This window comes from Thermoactinomyces sp. CICC 23799, from assembly GCF_016055145.1.
GTDB lineage: Bacteria > Bacillota > Bacilli > Thermoactinomycetales > Thermoactinomycetaceae > Thermoactinomyces > Thermoactinomyces intermedius.
In genome coordinates this window covers 99,420-117,941 of sequence record NZ_JAECVV010000002.1, presented here as the reverse complement: position 1 = coordinate 117,941, position 18,522 = coordinate 99,420, and the positions used below count along the sequence as shown (strand labels likewise).

Here is an 18,522-nt window from a genome sequence, read left to right as displayed (position 1 = left end):
ATGATGCAAACATTGCTGGATTTTGACCTGAGGGTGATGGCCCCCGAGCTGACGATCGTCGTTGCCGCCGCTCTGTTGATGATTTTGGATTTGTTGTTGAAAGAAACGGTGTCAAAGAGATGGATGGGCATCTTCGGGCTCATTGCCATCTTGGCGGCAGGCGTTTTCGTCGGTATGGGTTGGGGGCATGAACCGTATCAGATTTTGGGGGATTCGTACCGGATTGATCATTTGAGCTTGACGCTCAAAGCCATTTTGCTTGCCGGAACGGCTTTGGTTTTCTTGTTTTCCTTCCGGAAGGACGAAGAGTTGAAAGCGGAAAGCGAATATTATTCTTTGCTTCTTACCGCATTGCTCGGTGCCATGATTATGGTGTCGTCGGCGGAATTGATCACGTTGTTTGTCGGCTTGGAGCTTTTGAGCCTCTCATCCTACATATTGACCGGGATTCGGAAAAAACGGACCGATGCGACCGAAGCGGCGTGGAAATATGTTGTTTTGGGAGGGGTTTCCTCCGCTTTTATCCTGTACGGGATGTCCTTCCTCTACGGATTGACCGGAAGCACCCATTTGTTTGAGATACGGGACCGTGTGGCGGAAGTGGCGGCAACTGATTACCAGCTGTTCCTCTTTTTATCGTTCTTTTTGATGATGGTCGGGTTTGGTTTTAAAATTTCATCTGTGCCTTTCCACACTTGGGTTCCCGATGTTTATCAGGGTGCATCCACCCCGGTGGCGGTGTTTCTGGCTGTGGTGTCCAAAGCCGCAGCGTTTGCCCTGGTACTCCGGATATTGCTCGGAGCCTATATTCCCCTGGTGTCAAACGGTGTCTGGAATGAAGTGATTTCCTGGACATTGATGATCATGGCAGCGGCTTCCATGATTGTGGGAAACACGGTGGCATTACGCCAAACCAATGCCAAGCGGCTGATGGCTTACTCCAGCATCGCCAATGCCGGCTATCTGCTGGTTCCTCCCGCCACGATGGGATTTGTGGGATATGATTTGTTCCCGAGTCTGGTGTATTACCTCATCGCCTATCTGTTCATGACGGCCGGGGCCTTTGTGGTGATTGAAGTTGTGGGAAAAGAGGTGGGAACCTATGATTTGAAAGCTTTTTCCGGATTGTACCAGCGTTCGCCGGGGCTGGCGGTGATCATGACCCTGTTTCTTTTGTCTCTTGCCGGCCTTCCCGTGACGGCGGGGTTTGTGGGGAAATTTTACATTTTGATGAGCGCGGTGGCCGGTTCCCATCATTGGCTGGCGCTCATCATGATCATCACAACGGTGATTTCTTATTACTATTATTTTCGCATTGCCCGGCACATCTATTTTAGAAAAGCCGGGGAGGTTGGAAAGCTGAACGTCCCTTGGGCGGTGATGGCTGTGATCGGGATCGGATGTTTGGGCACCCTTTTGTTGGGATTGATGCCGGACTACTTCTTTCAAGCCTTGGGAGATCTGGATTGGATGTCCGCGTTCTCCCAAGCCGCCAATTCTTCCCCTTAGAGTCTCTTTTCATCCGGTGAAAGCATACCCTTCGTCAGGAGGGGTATGCTTGTTTTGTTCATGCATTTGCAAAAATATCTTTTGCGCATTCGCCATTTTTTTTGTACCATGGTAGCATGTGAACATATGCCTGAGGGAGTGCATATTATGGATGGGACGACGCAGCTGGCCTTGTCGGGGCTGGTGAACATATTCCTCTCGATCCTCAGCATTGCCTTTGTCTGGTGGATTTTGCTGGGCATGCGCATCGAGCAACTGTTTAAAAAGAATCACACGGCTCAGATCAGAGCCTTGATGATCGTCTTGTCGATCATTCTCGGGCATCAACTGGCGTCCTTTTTTATTGATTATCTCAGTTGGTCCAGGCTGATCAGCCAGCTGATTCACTGACCGGTTCCACGTATATCCTTTCCCCTGAATGTGAAGAATGGGAATAATAAGAATTCGGGGAGAGGGATGGAAAATGTGGGGGATTGTGAAAAAAGTGATTCTCTTTTGTGTCTTTTTGCCTTTTTTATTCATTGGATCACAGGAACAATCCCGGCCTGAAGGGCAATTGATCCAAGCGTTCAAGAAAGTCGGCGTGGAGCCGGAGCGATATGTGCTGCATTATGGAAACCGGCTGCACCGGGCAATGAGCCGGCAAGAGATCGAAGAGTGGACACAAGCATTGAGTCGTTCATTCAATATCGGACCTGCAGAACGCAATGATGAGTTTGACGGAATAAAATTTTCGGCGGAAGGGATCATTGAACAAAACATTTTGGTGAAAATGGTTGTGATCAATGATGAACCGTCTGAAGCACTCAACCATCCATATTTGTCCATTCAATTGGAAGGAAAAGGAAGTGACCGGGAAAACTGGCAAGCCGCCCGCGATCATGTGACGCGTGTGTTGTTAAATCATGGCATTACTCCATCTTATCATTATTCTGTTCAGGGAAGCAGGCCGGTGCAAAACGAACAGGAGGAACATTTACTTGCGGAGATTTTCCGGTTGTTGAAAGCGGAAGAGGTGGAAGCGATGCACACGGATCATACCATCAGCATCTCCGCACTTTCTCCGTTGTTGCCGGCAGGCATCAAGACCAGAGGCGGCATGATGAATATGCAAGCGGCCGTTCGGATGAATCAGGATGCCCATCGCATGGTTATCACTTTAGGCACGCCAATTATCACCATCGAATATTAGTTTTTGGGGGGAAAAGCTTTGGAAAAGATCATCGTTCAAGGCGGAACACGTTTAAAAGGAAGAGTGAAAGTACATGGCGCCAAAAATGCGGTGCTTCCTTTGATTGCCGCATCCATTTTGGCATCCAGAGGGGACATCAAAATTACGGATGTTCCGCTTTTGGAAGATGTGAAAACCATCACTCAACTGTTGAAACGCTTGGGGATCCAAGCCGATCTGGGTGATGACCAAATCGTGATCAATGCAGAAAAAGTGGGATCCACCGAAGCGCCTTATGAACTGGTGCGCAAGATGAGAGCTTCTGTTTTGGTGATGGGACCCCTGCTTGCCAGAAAAAAACATGCGCGGATTCCTCTCCCGGGAGGATGTGCCATCGGAAGCAGGCCGATTGATCTGCATTTGAAAGGATTGGAAGCCATGGGTGCCCGGTTTGACATCGGGCAGGGCTACATTGAAGGAACCATTGACGGGCGCCTTCATGGAGCAACGATTTATCTGGATTTCCCAAGTGTCGGAGCTACCCAAAATATCATGATGGCAGCAACATTGGCTGAAGGCCGGACAGTGATTGAAAATGCCGCTTGTGAGCCGGAAATCGTGGATCTGGCCAACTTCCTCAATGCGATGGGCGCAAAAATCCGGGGAGCCGGTACTGATGAAATTCGCATCGATGGCGTGGATATTTTGCGGGGAACGGAATATACCGTGATTCCCGACCGGATCGAAGCCGGAACTTACATGGTGGCGGCTGCCATCACCCGCGGCGAAGTTTTTGTGGAAGGAGCCATTTCCGATCATTTGGTTCCGTTGATTGCCAAGATGCGTGAAATGGGAGTTCATGTGCTTGACGGCGAAAACGGGATTCACGTCCGTGCAGAAGGGGAGTTGAAACCCGTGGATGTCAAAACCTTGCCCTATCCCGGATTTCCGACGGACATGCAATCGCAGATGATGGCTCTTTTGCTTACCGCAAACGGAAACAGCATGTTGACGGAAACCGTGTTTGAAAACCGGTTTATGCATGTGGAAGAGTTTAAGCGGATGGGGGCGCAGATTAAAATCGACCGGCGCACCGCATTGATTGAAGGTGGAAAACCGTTGTCGGGGGCTCAGGTGAAAGCCACGGATCTGCGTGCCGGTGCGGCCTTGATTCTGGCCGGGTTGGCGGCGGAAGGAGTCACCGAAGTGACGGAGCTGCATCATGTGGATCGTGGTTATGTGGATATTGTCGGGAAATTGAGAGGTTTGGGAGCCAAAATTGAACGGGTGAGCGAGGAAAAAAGTTCCGGGGTGGAACAAAAATCTTTTGCATGACCAAACGAAGGTCAAGCGGCTTCTTTGAAAGGAAGCCGCTTTTTTCTTTATCAGGAAATCTACGAATTCCGGTTCTAAAAAAGGGGGTTTTTTTCATAGCTTGGTAGTGAACGCTGTGATGCAAATGGAGGCGAAGAACAGATTGCACAAAGGATTGCTGATGGCATTGTTGGGGCTGTTGGGCGTCATCCTTTTGGTTCCGGTGTTTTTGGTTGCCTTGGATTCCGATGTTCCGCCGGAGGCATTGGCAAAAGAGAAAGCGATGCAAAATGAAAATCAGGATATCCGGGTCAAAGTGTACTTGACAGAGTCGAAAAAAGTGGTTCAGTTGCCGTTGGAAGAGTACATTTACGGGGTCGTGGCGGCGGAAATGCCGGCGGATTTCCACAAGGAAGCCTTAAAAGCCCAGGCTTTGGCTGCCCGGACTTATATCGTGGACCGGCTGGAACGGAAAGATTATTCGGATCTGTCCAAATGGGGGAAAGAAGCAAAGAAAGCACATGTCACGGACACAGTGAACCATCAGGCTTTTAAAACGGATGACATGTTGAAAAAGGAGTGGAAAGCCCGGTATGAAACCTTCCGGAATTCCATCCGGGAGGCCGTGAAGGAAACCGAAGGCCAGATCATCACCTATCGGGGAAAGCCCATTTATGCCGCGTTTTTTTCAACCAGCAACGGTTATACTGAGAATTCGGAGGAGTATTTCAAACATAAGTATCCGTACTTGCGGAGCGTGTCTTCCCCATGGGACCGGATGTCCCCGAAATATATTCACCGGCATACGTTGTCATGGGACGAGTTTGTCAGCCGGCTGGAAAAGAAAACCGGACAGGCGGTCAGCCTTCCGGCCTCAACCGGTACGCGTTTGATCCGGGTGACCGGGCGTACGGAAGGAAAAAGAATCGCCAAAATCAGGATTGGCGATCAGACATTTACCGGCAGGGAAATCCGGGAAGCCTTGGGATTGGCTTCAACCGACTTTGATGTGGAGGTACGGGGGGATCAGCTTCAAATTACCACCCGCGGATACGGACACGGCGTCGGCATGAGCCAATGGGGCGCCAATTTGATGGCAAAACAGGGAAAAAAGGTGGATGAAATCATCCGGCATTATTATCAGGGGGTAAAGATTGAGCCCTTCTCCCCCGATCAAGTAAAATAAAGAATTTCTGCCCGGGGGAAGTAAGTGGAAATGGTGCGGTGCATAAAATCTTTGATTTCGTCCATTTGCTCTTTGGGGTAAACATACTTTACCCGTCCGTAAGGGCCCCATTTTTTTCTCCGTTTTTCATCGTCCATGTCCAGCTTGGTCTTGGGGTAACGTTCTTCGATGACCCGTTTGGCGCTTTGCGTGTAACGGTGGGTGATGAGTTCAAAGGTCAAATCATCCACTTCGGGAAGGCGGTCGGACAAGTTTTTCAATAAGGCCTCGTATTGTTCTTTCCATCCGGAAATAGAAGACATGATGGGAGCGATGATAAATCCGAGCGGGTAGCCGGCTTCCGCCACCTTTCCGGCGGCTTCGATCCGGTCCGGCAACGGGGAGGTTCCCGGTTCAAAATGCTTGACCACATAATCGGCATTGATGCTGAAGCGAAAACGGGTATGTCCTTTGTGGTCGGCATTCAAAAGGGGTTCCACGTTGGCGTACTTGGTGACAAAGCGCAAACGACCCAACGGCTGTTTTCCCATGAATTCGATGGTTTTGAAAAGCGACCCGGAAATGTGCTCGATGCCCACCGGATCGGAAGTACATGCGGCTTCAAACCGGGTGATTTCCGGAGCGCGTTCTTGAATGTATTTTTCGGCTTGGGAAAAAATTTCATCCAGGTTGACATAAATCCGGATATAAGGACGCTTTCCGAGCGTTGTTTGCAGATAACAGTAATGGCAATGGCCCATACAGCCGGTGGCCAGCGGAATGGCATATTCGGCCGAGGGCTTGGATTGTTCGAATTTCAATGATTTCTTCACCCCGATGACCAAGGTCCGCTTGGCAATCCGGTATTTATCCAACGGGGTTTTTCCCGGCAGGCCTTTCACCTGGTTGTGCGAGGTCGTCGGACCGGAATCTTCATGTTTTGGAACCTTGCCACCAATTCTTTTCCTAGCGGATAGTCCAAGGCTCCGGGTTCGTAGTAGACCAGATCGGGTTCAAAGGGTTTTATCACCGTTTCACCTCCTTCTGCCAAACCTTTTCTAAAGTATGAGCCAAAGAAATGAAGATCATGTATGTCTCAGTTTTGACTTTGCTTCGAATTTACTAAAAGTTCCCATCTGTGGGTATAAAAAGAGAGAAGTTGGTCGACAATGGTTCCTGAGGTGATTTCCATGAAATCGAAGGAACCAAATGCAAATAACCAGATTTCTTCCTTTGAAAAAGCAAAGCGACGTTTGAAATGGAAAAAGTTAATGTCCAAAAAATGGTTTTTCCCTGCTGTTTATCTCTTTGTGGCAGCACTGATTTTAAGTGTGGCATGGTGGTATCAGGATCATCAGGTCGAAAAAGCATCCAAAACCACCAGGGATCTGGTGGAACAAAATCTTCCCCAAGAGCCGATTCCGACCAATCCGACCGATGATGACATGGTATTGCCTGTCGCAAAAAATGCCCATGCCAACAAAACCATGGGATTTTACAAGCAAGAAGATCCGGAAGCGAGCCGGGAATCCTCTTTGAACCAGTATGCCAACACGTTCACGCCGCATTCAGGGGTTGACTTCGCGAAAAAAGACGGAGGCACCTTTGATGTGGTGGCGGCATTGGAAGGGAAAGTGGTGAAAGTCGAGGAAAACCCGGTTGTCGGATGGCAAGTGGTCATTCAGCATGAAAGCGGCATTCAAACGATTTACCAAAGCTTGGACGATGTGCGGGTCAAAAACGGACAAACCGTCAAAAAAGGACAAGTGATTGCCAAAGCCGGACGCAATCGTTTTGAAAAGGAAGCAGGTGTTCATCTGCATTTCGAAATCCGCGACCGGAATCAGAAAGCCATCAATCCGGATGTTTATTTAAGCGGGGAAAAATAAGGAAAAAGGCGTTTCCATCCAAGGGAACGCTTTTTTTGTTCCAAGGAAAAAGAAAAATTGCCAAACATGGCTTGTCATGGCTTGTTTAGAAAGAATAACCCGCCTCTTCCCTCAATATAATGTAGCAAATGGAGAAGAGAGGAGGGTCTGGCGGGGTGCATGAATATATTAAGGAGCGAACATTAAAGATCGGACATTATTTTGTGGAGACGCGAAATACGGTCCGGACGATTGCGAAAGAGTTTGGTGTATCCAAGAGCACGGTCCATAAAGACCTGACGGAACGATTGCCGGAAATCAACCCGGAACTGGCTCGTCAAGTGAAAGAGATATTGGAATACCATAAGTCGATTCGTCATATAAGAGGAGGAGAAGCGACAAAGATTAAATATAAGCAAAAAACCGGAAAAAAGAAGCAAGAAGTGTCCGTGTGACTGTGAAAATGAGACGGAAGCACCGGCAGTGTTTACATAAAAACAAGATCCCCGAATCATTGCCATAATATGTATCCTTTTTCCTCCCAACCGGTGCTTCTTCTGTATAAGAAACTTTCACACTCCTATAAGCTGTAAGTATAGACTTATGTTCATAGTTGCGATATATTCTATTATGAGTAGAATGGAGCTTCTTTAGAAGTAAACTTGATTTTGTTGGACGAGCTTCATGAAATAGAGAGGATCGGAAATAGAAGTTAGCCTTGGAGAGGAATGCAGATGAGTTATTCTGATAAAGAAAAACACATGGACTACCAATCCGACGATGTGGAGTCTTCAGCAGAAAAATTCAATAATCCATCGAACCATTCGACAGTGGGAAATGAAAAAGTGGATGATATTTTGCCGGTAGGCCAATTGAAATGGCGAAAAGATGAAGAAGAAGAGCAAGATACCCACGACAGTTTGGAGGCTGCCCGCAAGTTTGAGCCTGCAAAGCATGACAGCGACAAAGAGAAAGACAAAGAGAAAAAGCAGGAACAGACGGAGGAGAAGAAAGACTCCGGCAACCAGTTTGGTTCCAATGAGCATGGCGCACCTCCATCCTTCGAAGTGGAACAACCTTCTTCCCCGCATGAAAAACGGCAGCTTTCATTGGAAGACACGTTAACTCCCATCGATTTCAAGGAATATTCCATTGATCCGGTCATCGGAGCAAACAGCGGCGACGAGAATTTCAAAGAAGAAGTAAAAAAGCCGTCTTTTGTTGCGGAACAGCCGGTGGAACCGCGGGTGGAACAACCGGGCTTCACCAAAGAGAAAAGGCAAAGTCCCGCTTCTCACGGTGATGATGATCCGGCGATTGATGAGAAAAAAGAGCAAATTCGAAAATGGGTTAAAATTCTTTGGCTGCCTGTTTCGCTCATTGTGGCTTTGTATGCGGGATTCGTCGTTGGTCATACCATCATTGGTGATCAACCGGCCGGCGATTTCTTGAATTTTGACATGTGGGTGCATATTTATCAATTGGTTTTTGGATCATAAGCCCCGTCTGTCATTTGGATGAAAGACGGGCTCTTTCCTTTTTTATCAACCATCCGTTCGGTAAACTGTAAGAAGGGGGGTCCTGAATGAATTTGCCCAATTTCTTGACCATGATTCGCCTTTTTTTGATTCCTGCGTATTTTGTTGCATTTTTTTCGGACACGCCATGGAATGTACACTGGGCGTTTGGGATCATTCTTCTTGCGGGGTTCACCGATGTCATTGACGGGTATGTGGCCAGAAAGACAAAGCAAGTGACCCAGATCGGAATCATGCTGGATCCTTTGGCGGACAAATTAATGATGCTCTCTGTTTTTTTATCCCTGATGATTTCCGGAAAAATCGGAGTTTGGGCTGCCTTTATCATTGTCTTGCGTGATGTGTCCATGATCCTTTTTTCTGTTTTCCTGAAGCTGAGAGGCAAACGAACGGTCCCGGCAAACATTTTCGGCAAGCTGACAACCTTTTTGTTTTATGTTGCTTTATTTTTTATCATGTTTGAATTGCCGCTTGCACAAACTTTTTTATGGTCGGTCATTATTTTGTCCTACATCACGACACTTTCTTACCTGTTGCAATTGAAAACGGTGAACGAACGGGCTATGTAGGAAGAATCGGTGACCGGATCCGGTTCTTTTTTCGATTTGACTTCAGACGGATTAGGGAGGTTAACGGATGGTACGGAATATGACACGCAGCATTATCGTGGAAACTCCTTCAAAGCCTGGCAACCTGGGAAAAGTGACCACAGCGATCGGACAAGCAGGAGGCGACATCGGGGACATTACCACCATCAAGATCGGCCCGTTTTCCACACTCCGGGACATCACGGTCCAGTGTGAGAGTGAAGCGCATCTGGATCAGGTGGTTTCCAGCATTGAAGCATTGGGGGGCGGCATTTACGTTCACTCCATATCAGATGAAGTGTTAAGTGCCCATGAAGGCGGAAAAATCCGCATGGTCAGCAAGATGGACATTCGGTCCCTGGCGGATTTGCGCCGTGTCTACACCCCGGGGGTGGCCAATGTATGCCTGGAGATCCGGGAGAATCCGGAAAAAGCCAATTATTATACAAGCATTGGAAACACCGTTGCCATTGTGACCGATGGCACAGCCATTTTGGGGCTTGGCAATATCGGACCGTTGGCGGGAATGCCGGTGATGGAGGGCAAGGCCGCTTTGTTTGACCGCTTTGCCGGGATCAGCGGGATTCCGATTTTGTTGGATACAAGTGATCCGGATGAAGTGGTGAAAACCTTGAAACACATTTATCAGGGATTTGGAGGCATTTTGTTGGAGGATATTGGTTCCCCGCATTGCTTTGAGATTGAAGAACGCCTCAAAGAAGAGTTGCCCATTCCGGTGATGCATGACGATCAACACGGAACGGCAGTCGTGACACTGGCTGCCGTGATTTCTGCCTGCCGTTCCACCGGAATCAACCTGAAAGAAGCGTCGGTCGGGCAAATCGGGCTCGGTGCCGCGGGTTTGGCCATTTGCCGCATGTTTAAAGCGTACGGGGTGCGGGAGATGTGTGGTGCCGACCGGCAGGAAAAAGCTTTGGAGCGTTTGGAGAATTACGGTGGCATTCCGCTGAGCATGGAAGAATTGATGGAACGCTGCGACATTGTGGTGGCAACAACCGGGGTTCCCGGATTGATCAAACCGGAAATGATCCGGGAAGGCCAGGTGATCCTCGCTTTATCCAATCCCAAACCGGAAATCGATCCTGAACTGGCGCTCAAAGCCGGTGCTTCTTTTGCAGCAGACGGGCGTTCTGTCAATAATGTCCTCGGGTTTCCCGGGATCTTCCGCGGTGTGTTGAATGCCAACGCCAAGAAAATCACTCACCCGATGTTGGTGGCTGCCGCCGAAGCCATTGCAGATTGCACCAGTCCCGGGGAATTGGCGCCGCATCCCCTGGATCCCAAAGTCCATCGGGAAGTGGCCCGCGCGGTGGAAAGGACTGCCGCTTTGTCATGAAAAATTACGGGGCACAAGCATTGACACTTTGTTATACGGGCTTTTTGGCCCGTTTGACAAAGTGTTTTTTTATTCTCCAGATTGTTAAGAAACCGCCATTTTATGCCGCCCGGATGTTTGGTAATTTAAATACGGTTTCGCTATAATGGTGACAAGTGATTTCAGAAGGCGAGACGGTTGTTGAGAGGTGGATGACGATGTTAGATGCTAAGCAGATTCAAGAAATTATTCCTCACCGGTATCCTTTTTTGTTGGTGGACCGGATCACGGAATTGGAACCGGCGAAAAAAGCGGTGGGAATCAAAAATGTGACCGTGAATGAGCCGTTTTTCCAAGGGCATTTTCCGGACTATCCCGTCATGCCGGGTGTGCTGATTGTGGAGGCATTGGCGCAAGTGGGAGCCGTGGCCATTCTCAGCGTGGAGGAGAACCGGGGCAAAATTGCCTTTTTTGCCGGATTGGATAAAGTCCGTTTCCGTCATCAGGTCAAACCCGGAGATGTTCTCACGCTGGAAGTGGAATTGACCCGGGTGAAAGGAAAAGTCGGGAAAGGCAAGGGCATCGCCCGTGTCGGGGAACATGTGGCGGTGGAAGCGGACCTGATGTTTGCGATCAATGATTGAAAAATACATAAAGCGGGAAGGTCCTTGGGGATGGACCTTCCTTGTCATGTATTTATTACCATAAATGAAGAATGCGAAGTCCGAAATAAATCAGTCCCCAAAAAGGCAAGCTGATGAGAAAGGCATTTAACATGCCGAGGAATCCGTCATAGGAGTCGCTGGCGATTCTTTGTCTTTTCATGACAACGACCTCTCCTGTGTGGTGTTGTACATAGTATCACCGGTTTGGAAAATCCTATTGACAGTAATCTTTCGGAAATGAAACCGGATAAAGGAAGTGGTTTCAATGAATGGGCGTATTTTGATCATTTCGCATATGTACCCGAATCCGGTCAATCCCATGGCGGGAATTTTTGTCCATAACCAGGCAAAAGCTTTAAAAAGAGAAGGGGCAGAGGTAAGTGTGGTGGTGCCCGTTCCTTCTTTTCCCTTTTACCCGAAGTGGCAAGGGTATCGTCAATTGCCGAAAAAGACAGAAAAAGATGGAATTGCCGTTTATTATGTTCCCACGCGAATGATTCCGGGGGGATTTTTTTTCCAGCGCTATGGCAAGTATTATACAAAAGCCCTGCGAAAGGCAGTGGAGGAAATACATAAATCGTTTCCTTTTGATTTGATTCATTGCCACACCATCTATCCGGATGGTTATGCGGGAGGGGAACTGAAGAAAATTTGGAAGGTGCCTGTGGTCAGCACGATCCATGGCTCGGACATCATGTTGTATCCCAAACGAAAACGTTCCGTTTATGAACAGACGCGTCAGGCATTAAAGGAAAATGACATGGTCATCACGGTCAGCGACAGGTTGAAAGAAGAAGCGGAAAAAATGCATCCCGGGCTTGCGGCCAAAACGGTTTACAACGGTTTTGACCCGGAGAAATTCCGCCCCATGGATCGTTTTGAGGCAAGGGAACGTCTGGGATTGAACGGGGAACAAAAAATTTTGCTTTTTGTCGGCAACTTGTATCCGGTCAAAGGCGTTTCTTATTTGTTGGAAGCTTTTTCCCGGATCCGCCGGGAAAGCCGGGACATTCATCTGTATTTGATCGGGGACGGACCTTTGCGCCCCCGGCTTGAGAAACAAGCGGAAGAATCGGGGTTAAGCGAAGCTGTTACCTTTTTAGGCAAAAAGCCGTACGCCGAGATTCCCGACTGGATCAACAGTGCCGATGTGATGGTTCTCACCAGTCTGAGCGAGGGGCTTCCCTCCATAATGCTGGAATCGATGGGGTGCGGCCGGCCCATGGTGGCAACAGATGTGGGCGGAATCAAGGAAATTCTTCAAGACGGGAAGACCGGCTTGCTTGCGCCGGCCAAAGATGTGGACAGAATTGCCGGTTGCCTGCGCAAAATCCTGATCGATGATCCTTCCCTCATCGACACCATGGGAAAAAATGCGTTGGATGCATCCCGTGCATTGACTTGGAGCGAAAACGCGCGGACCACCTTACAAATTTATACATCTTTAACAGAACGGAAAAGTTTATGACTTTTTTGATGCAGGGTACTCAAGAGATTTCATCTATGTTACATTGAACAATAGATTTTGTAATGTTACTGTAATATAGATTGGATATGAATTGACTGACAGGGTAAAAGAAAAGAGGGAGATCTTTTGATACGCTATGGAATTGTAGGTTGTGGTCACATTGCGAAAAAGCACGTGGCAGCCATTAAAGCGGTGGAAGGAGCCGAATTGGTTGCGGTTTGCGACACCAATGAAGAGCGTCTTTCCGAGTTTGCCGTCGACGGTGTCCGTGGGTATACCGATTTGAAAGACATGCTGGCTTCGGATGTGGATGTGGTTTGCATTTGCACACCGAGCGGGATTCATGCACCGCTGACCATCCAGGCAGCGGAAGCCAAAAAGCATGTAATCGTGGAAAAACCCATGGCATTGACTTTGGAAGATGCAGATCGGATGATCGACGCTTGTGAGAAAAACGGTGTGAAAATGGCGGTGGTTCACCCCAACCGTTTCCGCCCGGCTGTCGTGGAACTTAAAAAGCAGTTGGAACAAGGAGCTTTCGGCAAAATCGGGCATGCCAACGCAACGGTTCGATGGAACCGAAACCAGGCTTACTATGACCAGGCTCCTTGGCGTGGCACGAAAGCAATGGACGGAGGCGTGTTGATGAATCAGGCGATTCACAACATGGATCTTTTGTTGTGGATGATGGGGGACATTGAAGAGATTTCCTCTTATCACGCCACACGCATCCGGAAGATTGAAGCTGAGGACACCTCGGTGTCGGTGATCCGCTTTAAAAACGGGGCACTCGGGGTGTTGGAAGCGGCGGTCACCATTTATCCGAAAAACTTGGAAGAATCATTAAGTATTTTTGGCGAAAAGGGGACCGCGGTGATCGGCGGGCCGACGGCCAATTGGATCAAAGAATGGAAATTTGAAGGTCTCCCGGATGAAGAGGTTCAAAACACAATCCGCCGGGTGGAAGAAGATCCATTCGGAATTCCGGGACATCAATGCATCATTCAAGATATGACCGAAGCGGTGTTAAATGACCGGAAGCCGGTCGTTTCCGGTGAAGAAGGGCGCAAGGCGTTGAGCTTTGTGATCGGATGCCAGTTGGCTGCTGATCAAAACCGGCCGGTCCGGATGGACGAATTAAACCGAAAATAAATTGAAATGATTAAAGGAGTAGAAAGCGATGAAAAAGATTCCTTTATTGGATTTGACGGCACAGTTGCAACCGATTCGTGAAGAAGTTCTCCAAGCGGTGGAGCGGGTGATTGACAGCGGACAATACATTATGGGGCCCGAAGTCAAAGCTTTTGAAGAAGAAGTGGCCAACTATCTCGGGGTGAAACATGCCATCGGCGTTGGAAACGGCACGGATGCGTTGCTTCTGGCATTGGATGCCGCAGGAATCAAAGCCGGCGATGAAGTAATCACCACGCCGTTTACGTTTTTCGCCACCGCCGAAACGATTTCTCAAGTCGGGGCCACCCCGGTTTTTGTTGACATCGACCCGAAAACGTACAACATCGATGTGAATCAAATAAAAGAAAAAATCAATGAAAAAACCAAAGCGATCATTCCGGTTCACATTTTCGGCCAGCCGGCCAACATGGAAGAAATTATGGCATTGGCCGAAGAGCATCAATTGTTTGTCTTGGAAGATGCGGCTCAAGGCATGGGTTCGGAATATAAAGGACGGAAAATCGGAAATTGGGGCCATGCAGCCACCTTCTCCTTCTTCCCCACCAAAAACTTGGGCGGCTATGGTGACGGGGGAATGGTTGTCACCAATGATGACCAACTGGCGGAGAAGATCCGGATCTTGCGGGTTCATGGTTCCAATCCGAAGTATTACCACAGCATGATCGGATACAACAGCCGCTTGGATGCTTTGCAAGCCGCTGTTTTGCGCATCAAACTGCGCCATTTGGATGCTTGGAATGACGGCCGCCGGAAAAAAGCGGCACTGTACAACGAACTGTTAAAAGATACACCGGTGGTTACTCCTTATGAAGCGGAAGACCGCAAACACATCTATCATTTGTATATCATTCAGGCGGAAGATCGCGACGAATTAATGGCTCATTTGAAAGAGCAGGGAATCTCCTGCGGAGTATATTATCCGGTTCCCCTGCATCAGCAGGAAGTGTATAAAGACTTGGGATATGAAGAAGGAAGTTTGCCTGTTTCCGAATACATGGCCAAACGCACCTTCGCCCTTCCTCTGTATGCGGAATTGGAGGATGAGGACATCCGTTTGATCGCCAATACCATTAAAAGTTATTATGCCAACAAATCCAAGTGAAAGAAGGAATAACCGTGAGTGGTAAGACTTTATTGCAAAAAATCGATGACAAAACGGCAAAAATCGGTGTTGTCGGATTGGGATATGTCGGTTTGCCCCTGGCTGTGGAAAAAGCCAAAGCCGGGTTCAAAGTGATCGGTTTTGACATTCTGCAAAACCGTGTGGACATGGTGAACCGTGGAGTGAACTATATCGGCGATGTGGTGGACGAAGAATTGAAACAATTGGTGGAAAGCGGACAAATGTCCGCGACCACGGATTACTCCTTGATCCGTGAAGTGGATGCGGTGGCCATCTGTGTTCCCACACCGCTTGACAAATATCAGCAGCCCAATGTTTCTTATGTTGAATCTTCGGCACAAAGCATAGCCAAATATTTGCACCCGGGCATGCTGGTGGTTTTGGAAAGCACCACTTATCCCGGAACCACCGAAGAAGTGGTGAAACCGATTTTGGAAAAAACCGGCTTGAAAGCGGGCGAAGACTTTTACCTTGCTTATTCGCCGGAACGTGTGGATCCCGGCAACAAAGTGTTTAACACCAAAAACACCCCCAAAGTGGTGGGTGGTGTGACCGACCAATGCACGGAAGTTGCCGGAGCTTTGTATCGTGCGGTATTGGACGGGGAAGTCCATCTGGTGTCCAGCCCGAAAGTCGCGGAAATGGAAAAAATTCTTGAAAACACCTTCCGCAACATTAACATTGCCCTGGTGAACGAGATGGCCATTCTTTGCAACAAAATGGGGATCGATATTTGGGAAGTGATCGATGCCGCCAAAACCAAACCCTACGGTTATATGGCATTTTATCCGGGGCCGGGTCTGGGCGGACATTGCATTCCCATTGATCCGTTCTATCTGACATGGAAAGCCCGCGAATATCATTATCATACGCGTTTGATTGAAGTGGCGGGTGAAATCAACAATGAAATGCCCGACTTTGTGGTGGACCGTTGCATGAAAATCTTGAACCGCTACGGCAAATCGTTGAAAGGGTCCAAAGTGGCCGTGCTCGGGGTGGCTTATAAAAAGGATATCGATGATTACCGCGAGTCCCCCGTGATTCAAATTGTCGAGCTGCTTGAGAAATATCAGGCAGAGTTTACGCTGGTGGATCCGCATGTGAAAACCTTCAAAGCCGGAGGCAAAGAATATGAAACGCAAGAGCTGACCACCGAACTTTTGGAGTCGGCGGATCTCGTTTTGATCACCACGGATCACAGCGACTTTGATTACCAAGAAATTGCCGATAAAGCGAAAGTGATTTTTGACACGCGGAATGCTTTGAAAGATGTCCAAAACATCAAAGCGGATTACGAAAAATTATAAGAGGATGGGTTTTTCATGAAACAATCATTCATTCATGATTCAGTCAAAATGGGAAACAATGTCTCCGTCGGGTATTTCTCTGTCATTGAAGAAGGCGTGGTTCTTGGCGACAATGTGACGATCGGCAACAATGTCACCATTAAAGCAGGAACCGTGATCGGTTCCGATGTATTTATCTCTGACAACTGTGTGTTGGGCCGCTGGCCGAGACCGGCAAAGTCATCCACCGTAAAGGTGGATGCCGACTTGCCGGCGCTGGAAATCGGCGACGGAACGACGATCGGTGCCAACACCGTTCTTTACCGGGGCAGCCGTTTCGGGAAAGAAGTGATGATCGGGGATCAGGCATCGGTTCGTGAAAAATGCGAGATCGGGGACCGTGTGGTGATCGGCCGTGGCGTCGCTGTGGAAAATCAGGTGAAAATCGGATCTTTTACAAAAATTCAAACGAATGCTTATATTACAGCTTATACCGTGTTGGAGGATCACGTCTTTATTGCCCCGACCGTCACAACCACGAACGACAACTTCATGGGGCGGACCAAAGAGCGTTTCAAATACGTGCGTGGTCCGGTTGTGAAAAGAGGAGCGCGTGTGGGCGGCGGATCCATCCTTTTGCCGGGGATCACGGTGGCCGAAGAAAGCTTCATTGCCGCCGGGGCGTTGGTCAATCGGGACACGGAGCCGGGCAAAGTGTATATCGGGGTTCCGGCACGGGTTTTGCGTGATGTTCCTGACCGTGAGAAATTGGAAAATCAAGAGTAACAGCCTGCAGGCAGAAGGTGTTGTTTAAACATGAAACAACTCATTAAACGGCTTTTTTCAGATTCAGCCGCTTTTGCAATTGCAACGATGGGGAATAAGGTGGTTGCGGCCATGCTTGGCCCCATCTATGTTGCTTTTTTGACCGGAGAAGGGGAAATTGCAGAGTGGGGACTCACCAACACGCTGACCCTGATTTTGACTTATCTCAGCATTTTGGGAACGGATGCGGCGATGGCGTTCTATTTTTATGATGCCAAGGATGTCACGGAACGTCGCACTTATTTTACCAATGCCGTGATTTTCAGTGCCGGGGTTTGCTTGATTTTTACCGTTTTTGCATTTTTGTTCGGGGCCCCTTTGTCCGAATGGGTCTATGAAAGCACGCGGGATTATTCCAACCTGTTGCCGGTTGCTTTTATGGCCACGTTTGGGGCGATCATTATTCAGCATATTTTGGGATATGCCAGATACAGCCGCCGGGTATGGCTGTTTAATATTTTCAGCATGGCTTATGTGATTGGTTCCAATTTGTTGAGCATCTTTTTTGTCGCTGTCTATGACATGCGGGTTATGGGAATTTTTTATGGACAATTAATCGGTCAATTGACAGTGGCATTGATTCTGATTATCCTATTTCGCAAGGAATTTGTTTTGCGGATTTCGCGTAAACATTTGATGGATTTGATTCGTTACGGTGCTCCGTTATTGCCGACACTGCTGGCTTTTTGGGTGATGACATCCGTATCCCGGCCCATTTTGTATCACATGGATTCCCGACTGAGTGCGGATATTTACGAAACCTGCATCCGGATTGCAAGCATCATTGTGTTGATCACCTCACCGTTTCAACTCGCATGGCGCCCTTTTTCCATGTCCATCAAAGAGCGGGAAGATGCCCCGCAATTGTTCGGGCTGGTCGGACGCGCATTGTTGGTGGTTGGAACGCTGGCTGTCATGATTTTGGCCTTCTTCATGAAACCACTGTATCATTTGTATATTATCGGTCGGGATGATCAGTCGCTTTCATCCGGTTATATCTATGTCTGGGCTTTATCGTTGGGAACTTTGTTCAATGTGTTGCATAATGTTTTTGGTGTCGGTTTGTTGATCAAGAAAAAAACCCAGGTCATTTCCTACGGATTTATGATTGCCGCAGCCATTTACCTGATCGGCAATTTGATTCTGGTGCCGGTTTTCAGTATCTGGGGCACTGTCATCATGACTGTGGTTGCTTATCTTTTTGTCATTGTTTGGGTTTATTGGAAAAATCAAAAAGAATATCCGATTGATTTCCGGTTTCGATCCATTCTCATTTATTTGGCCGTCTTTTTCATCTCAATGACCGGGGTTACCTGGGTGCAATTAAGTGAGATGGAATATGCTTGGATCTGTTATGTGCTGGCGTTTGTTGTGACCTTCGGATCGGTCTTTGCGACAGGGCTCTTTTCCATTTCTTCACTGAATCGGATCGGTCACTTGTTACCCAAACTAGGAGGAAAAGGGTGAGAGTTG

Annotated in this window: 18 protein-coding genes and 1 pseudogene; 17 read left to right on the top strand and 2 right to left on the bottom strand. The window is 48.3% G+C overall.

The window, feature by feature from the left end; genetic code table 11:
• The 5 genes from I8U21_RS02995 to spoIID all read left to right on the top strand — a co-directional run bounded on the left by I8U21_RS02995 (nucleotide 1) and on the right by spoIID (nucleotide 5,180).
• Nucleotides 1-1,509, top strand: a complete 1,509-nt coding sequence (locus I8U21_RS02995; protein WP_198053243.1) for an NADH-quinone oxidoreductase subunit N — start codon at nucleotides 1-3, stop codon at nucleotides 1,507-1,509.
• Nucleotides 1,510-1,656: 147 nt separating this feature from the next.
• Nucleotides 1,657-1,899 (top strand): DUF1146 family protein, encoded by a 243-nt coding sequence (locus tag I8U21_RS02990; RefSeq protein ID WP_037996714.1) that lies wholly within the window; start codon nucleotides 1,657-1,659, stop codon nucleotides 1,897-1,899.
• Nucleotides 1,900-1,972: 73 nt separating this feature from the next.
• The gene (locus I8U21_RS02985; protein ID WP_181731325.1) at nucleotides 1,973-2,701 is read left to right on the top strand and encodes a YwmB family TATA-box binding protein; all 729 of its coding nucleotides are present in this window, start codon (nucleotides 1,973-1,975) and stop codon (nucleotides 2,699-2,701) included.
• 18 nt (nucleotides 2,702-2,719) lie between these two features.
• On the top strand, nucleotides 2,720-4,015 hold the full coding sequence (murA, locus tag I8U21_RS02980) for a UDP-N-acetylglucosamine 1-carboxyvinyltransferase (protein ID WP_181731326.1): 1,296 nt from the start codon (nucleotides 2,720-2,722) through the stop codon (nucleotides 4,013-4,015).
• Between the two features lie 124 nt (nucleotides 4,016-4,139).
• Complete coding sequence (spoIID, locus tag I8U21_RS02975; protein ID WP_198053359.1) at nucleotides 4,140-5,180, top strand: stage II sporulation protein D; 1,041 nt, start codon at nucleotides 4,140-4,142, stop codon at nucleotides 5,178-5,180.
• Here the strand turns inward: spoIID and splB are convergent.
• Nucleotides 5,168-6,189 (bottom strand): annotated as a pseudogene (gene splB, locus I8U21_RS02970) (spore photoproduct lyase). The gene spoIID and the pseudogene splB sit on opposite strands and share 13 nt — an antisense overlap.
• 160 nt (nucleotides 6,190-6,349) lie before the next feature.
• On the opposite strand from splB, the gene I8U21_RS02965 reads away from it, so the two are divergent.
• The 6 genes from I8U21_RS02965 to fabZ all read left to right on the top strand — a co-directional run bounded on the left by I8U21_RS02965 (nucleotide 6,350) and on the right by fabZ (nucleotide 11,132).
• Entirely contained in the window at nucleotides 6,350-7,048 is a 699-nt protein-coding gene (locus I8U21_RS02965) for a M23 family metallopeptidase (RefSeq protein ID WP_181731328.1), read from the top strand.
• 155 nt (nucleotides 7,049-7,203) lie between these two features.
• Nucleotides 7,204-7,482 (top strand): sporulation transcriptional regulator SpoIIID, encoded by a 279-nt coding sequence (spoIIID, locus tag I8U21_RS02960; RefSeq protein WP_037996666.1) that lies wholly within the window; start codon nucleotides 7,204-7,206, stop codon nucleotides 7,480-7,482.
• 279 nt (nucleotides 7,483-7,761) lie between these two features.
• The gene (locus I8U21_RS02955) at nucleotides 7,762-8,526 is read left to right on the top strand and encodes a DNA-directed RNA polymerase subunit beta (RefSeq protein ID WP_181731329.1); all 765 of its coding nucleotides are present in this window, start codon (nucleotides 7,762-7,764) and stop codon (nucleotides 8,524-8,526) included.
• 86 nt (nucleotides 8,527-8,612) lie between these two features.
• The gene (gene pgsA / locus I8U21_RS02950; RefSeq protein WP_181731330.1) at nucleotides 8,613-9,134 is read left to right on the top strand and encodes a CDP-diacylglycerol--glycerol-3-phosphate 3-phosphatidyltransferase; all 522 of its coding nucleotides are present in this window, start codon (nucleotides 8,613-8,615) and stop codon (nucleotides 9,132-9,134) included.
• Nucleotides 9,135-9,201: 67 nt separating this feature from the next.
• Nucleotides 9,202-10,509: an NAD-dependent malic enzyme gene (locus I8U21_RS02945; RefSeq protein WP_181731331.1), complete on the top strand. Its 1,308-nt coding sequence runs from the start codon at nucleotides 9,202-9,204 to the stop codon at nucleotides 10,507-10,509.
• A 197-nt stretch (nucleotides 10,510-10,706) separates the two neighbouring features.
• Entirely contained in the window at nucleotides 10,707-11,132 is a 426-nt protein-coding gene (gene fabZ, locus I8U21_RS02940; protein ID WP_181731332.1) for a 3-hydroxyacyl-ACP dehydratase FabZ, read from the top strand.
• 55 nt (nucleotides 11,133-11,187) lie between these two features.
• On the opposite strand, the gene I8U21_RS15140 is transcribed toward fabZ, so the two are convergent.
• Nucleotides 11,188-11,313 (bottom strand): hypothetical protein, encoded by a 126-nt coding sequence (locus tag I8U21_RS15140; RefSeq protein WP_255516916.1) that lies wholly within the window; start codon nucleotides 11,311-11,313, stop codon nucleotides 11,188-11,190.
• A gap of 105 nt (nucleotides 11,314-11,418) precedes the next feature.
• Between I8U21_RS15140 and I8U21_RS02935 the strand changes: the two genes are divergently transcribed.
• The 6 genes from I8U21_RS02935 (at nucleotide 11,419) to I8U21_RS02910 (ending at nucleotide 18,516) form a co-directional block, all read left to right on the top strand.
• Nucleotides 11,419-12,621: a glycosyltransferase family 4 protein gene (locus tag I8U21_RS02935; RefSeq protein WP_198053242.1), complete on the top strand. Its 1,203-nt coding sequence runs from the start codon at nucleotides 11,419-11,421 to the stop codon at nucleotides 12,619-12,621.
• A gap of 126 nt (nucleotides 12,622-12,747) precedes the next feature.
• Nucleotides 12,748-13,773, top strand: coding sequence for a Gfo/Idh/MocA family protein (locus tag I8U21_RS02930; protein ID WP_198053241.1), 1,026 nt, complete (start codon nucleotides 12,748-12,750; stop codon nucleotides 13,771-13,773).
• 28 nt (nucleotides 13,774-13,801) lie between these two features.
• Nucleotides 13,802-14,917: a DegT/DnrJ/EryC1/StrS family aminotransferase gene (locus I8U21_RS02925; RefSeq protein ID WP_198053240.1), complete on the top strand. Its 1,116-nt coding sequence runs from the start codon at nucleotides 13,802-13,804 to the stop codon at nucleotides 14,915-14,917.
• Nucleotides 14,918-14,931: 14 nt separating this feature from the next.
• Nucleotides 14,932-16,245: a nucleotide sugar dehydrogenase gene (locus I8U21_RS02920; RefSeq protein ID WP_181731336.1), complete on the top strand. Its 1,314-nt coding sequence runs from the start codon at nucleotides 14,932-14,934 to the stop codon at nucleotides 16,243-16,245.
• A 15-nt stretch (nucleotides 16,246-16,260) separates the two neighbouring features.
• Nucleotides 16,261-17,010, top strand: coding sequence for an acyltransferase (locus I8U21_RS02915; RefSeq protein ID WP_181731337.1), 750 nt, complete (start codon nucleotides 16,261-16,263; stop codon nucleotides 17,008-17,010).
• 30 nt (nucleotides 17,011-17,040) lie between these two features.
• The gene (locus I8U21_RS02910) at nucleotides 17,041-18,516 is read left to right on the top strand and encodes a lipopolysaccharide biosynthesis protein (RefSeq protein ID WP_181731338.1); all 1,476 of its coding nucleotides are present in this window, start codon (nucleotides 17,041-17,043) and stop codon (nucleotides 18,514-18,516) included.
• Nucleotides 18,517-18,522: the final 6 nt, after the last annotated feature.

What these genes read in the sequence shown, in the direction of transcription:
- pgsA (WP_181731330.1), top strand. Translation starts at nt 8,613, where the DNA reads ATGAATTTGCCCAATTTCTTGACCATGATTCGCCTTTTTTTGATTCCT.
- I8U21_RS02935 (WP_198053242.1), top strand. Translation starts at nt 11,419, where the DNA reads ATGAATGGGCGTATTTTGATCATTTCGCATATGTACCCGAATCCGGTC.
- I8U21_RS02925 (WP_198053240.1), top strand. Translation starts at nt 13,802, where the DNA reads ATGAAAAAGATTCCTTTATTGGATTTGACGGCACAGTTGCAACCGATT.
- I8U21_RS15140 (WP_255516916.1), bottom strand. Translation starts at nt 11,313, where the DNA reads ATGAAAAGACAAAGAATCGCCAGCGACTCCTATGACGGATTCCTCGGC.
- I8U21_RS02965 (WP_181731328.1), top strand. Translation starts at nt 6,350, where the DNA reads ATGAAATCGAAGGAACCAAATGCAAATAACCAGATTTCTTCCTTTGAA.
- fabZ (WP_181731332.1), top strand. Translation starts at nt 10,707, where the DNA reads ATGTTAGATGCTAAGCAGATTCAAGAAATTATTCCTCACCGGTATCCT.
- I8U21_RS02915 (WP_181731337.1), top strand. Translation starts at nt 16,261, where the DNA reads ATGAAACAATCATTCATTCATGATTCAGTCAAAATGGGAAACAATGTC.
- I8U21_RS02945 (WP_181731331.1), top strand. Translation starts at nt 9,202, where the DNA reads ATGGTACGGAATATGACACGCAGCATTATCGTGGAAACTCCTTCAAAG.
- I8U21_RS02910 (WP_181731338.1), top strand. Translation starts at nt 17,041, where the DNA reads ATGAAACAACTCATTAAACGGCTTTTTTCAGATTCAGCCGCTTTTGCA.
- I8U21_RS02955 (WP_181731329.1), top strand. Translation starts at nt 7,762, where the DNA reads ATGAGTTATTCTGATAAAGAAAAACACATGGACTACCAATCCGACGAT.
- I8U21_RS02990 (WP_037996714.1), top strand. Translation starts at nt 1,657, where the DNA reads ATGGATGGGACGACGCAGCTGGCCTTGTCGGGGCTGGTGAACATATTC.
- spoIID (WP_198053359.1), top strand. Translation starts at nt 4,140, where the DNA reads ATGGAGGCGAAGAACAGATTGCACAAAGGATTGCTGATGGCATTGTTG.
- I8U21_RS02995 (WP_198053243.1), top strand. Translation starts at nt 1, where the DNA reads ATGATGCAAACATTGCTGGATTTTGACCTGAGGGTGATGGCCCCCGAG.
- I8U21_RS02985 (WP_181731325.1), top strand. Translation starts at nt 1,973, where the DNA reads ATGTGGGGGATTGTGAAAAAAGTGATTCTCTTTTGTGTCTTTTTGCCT.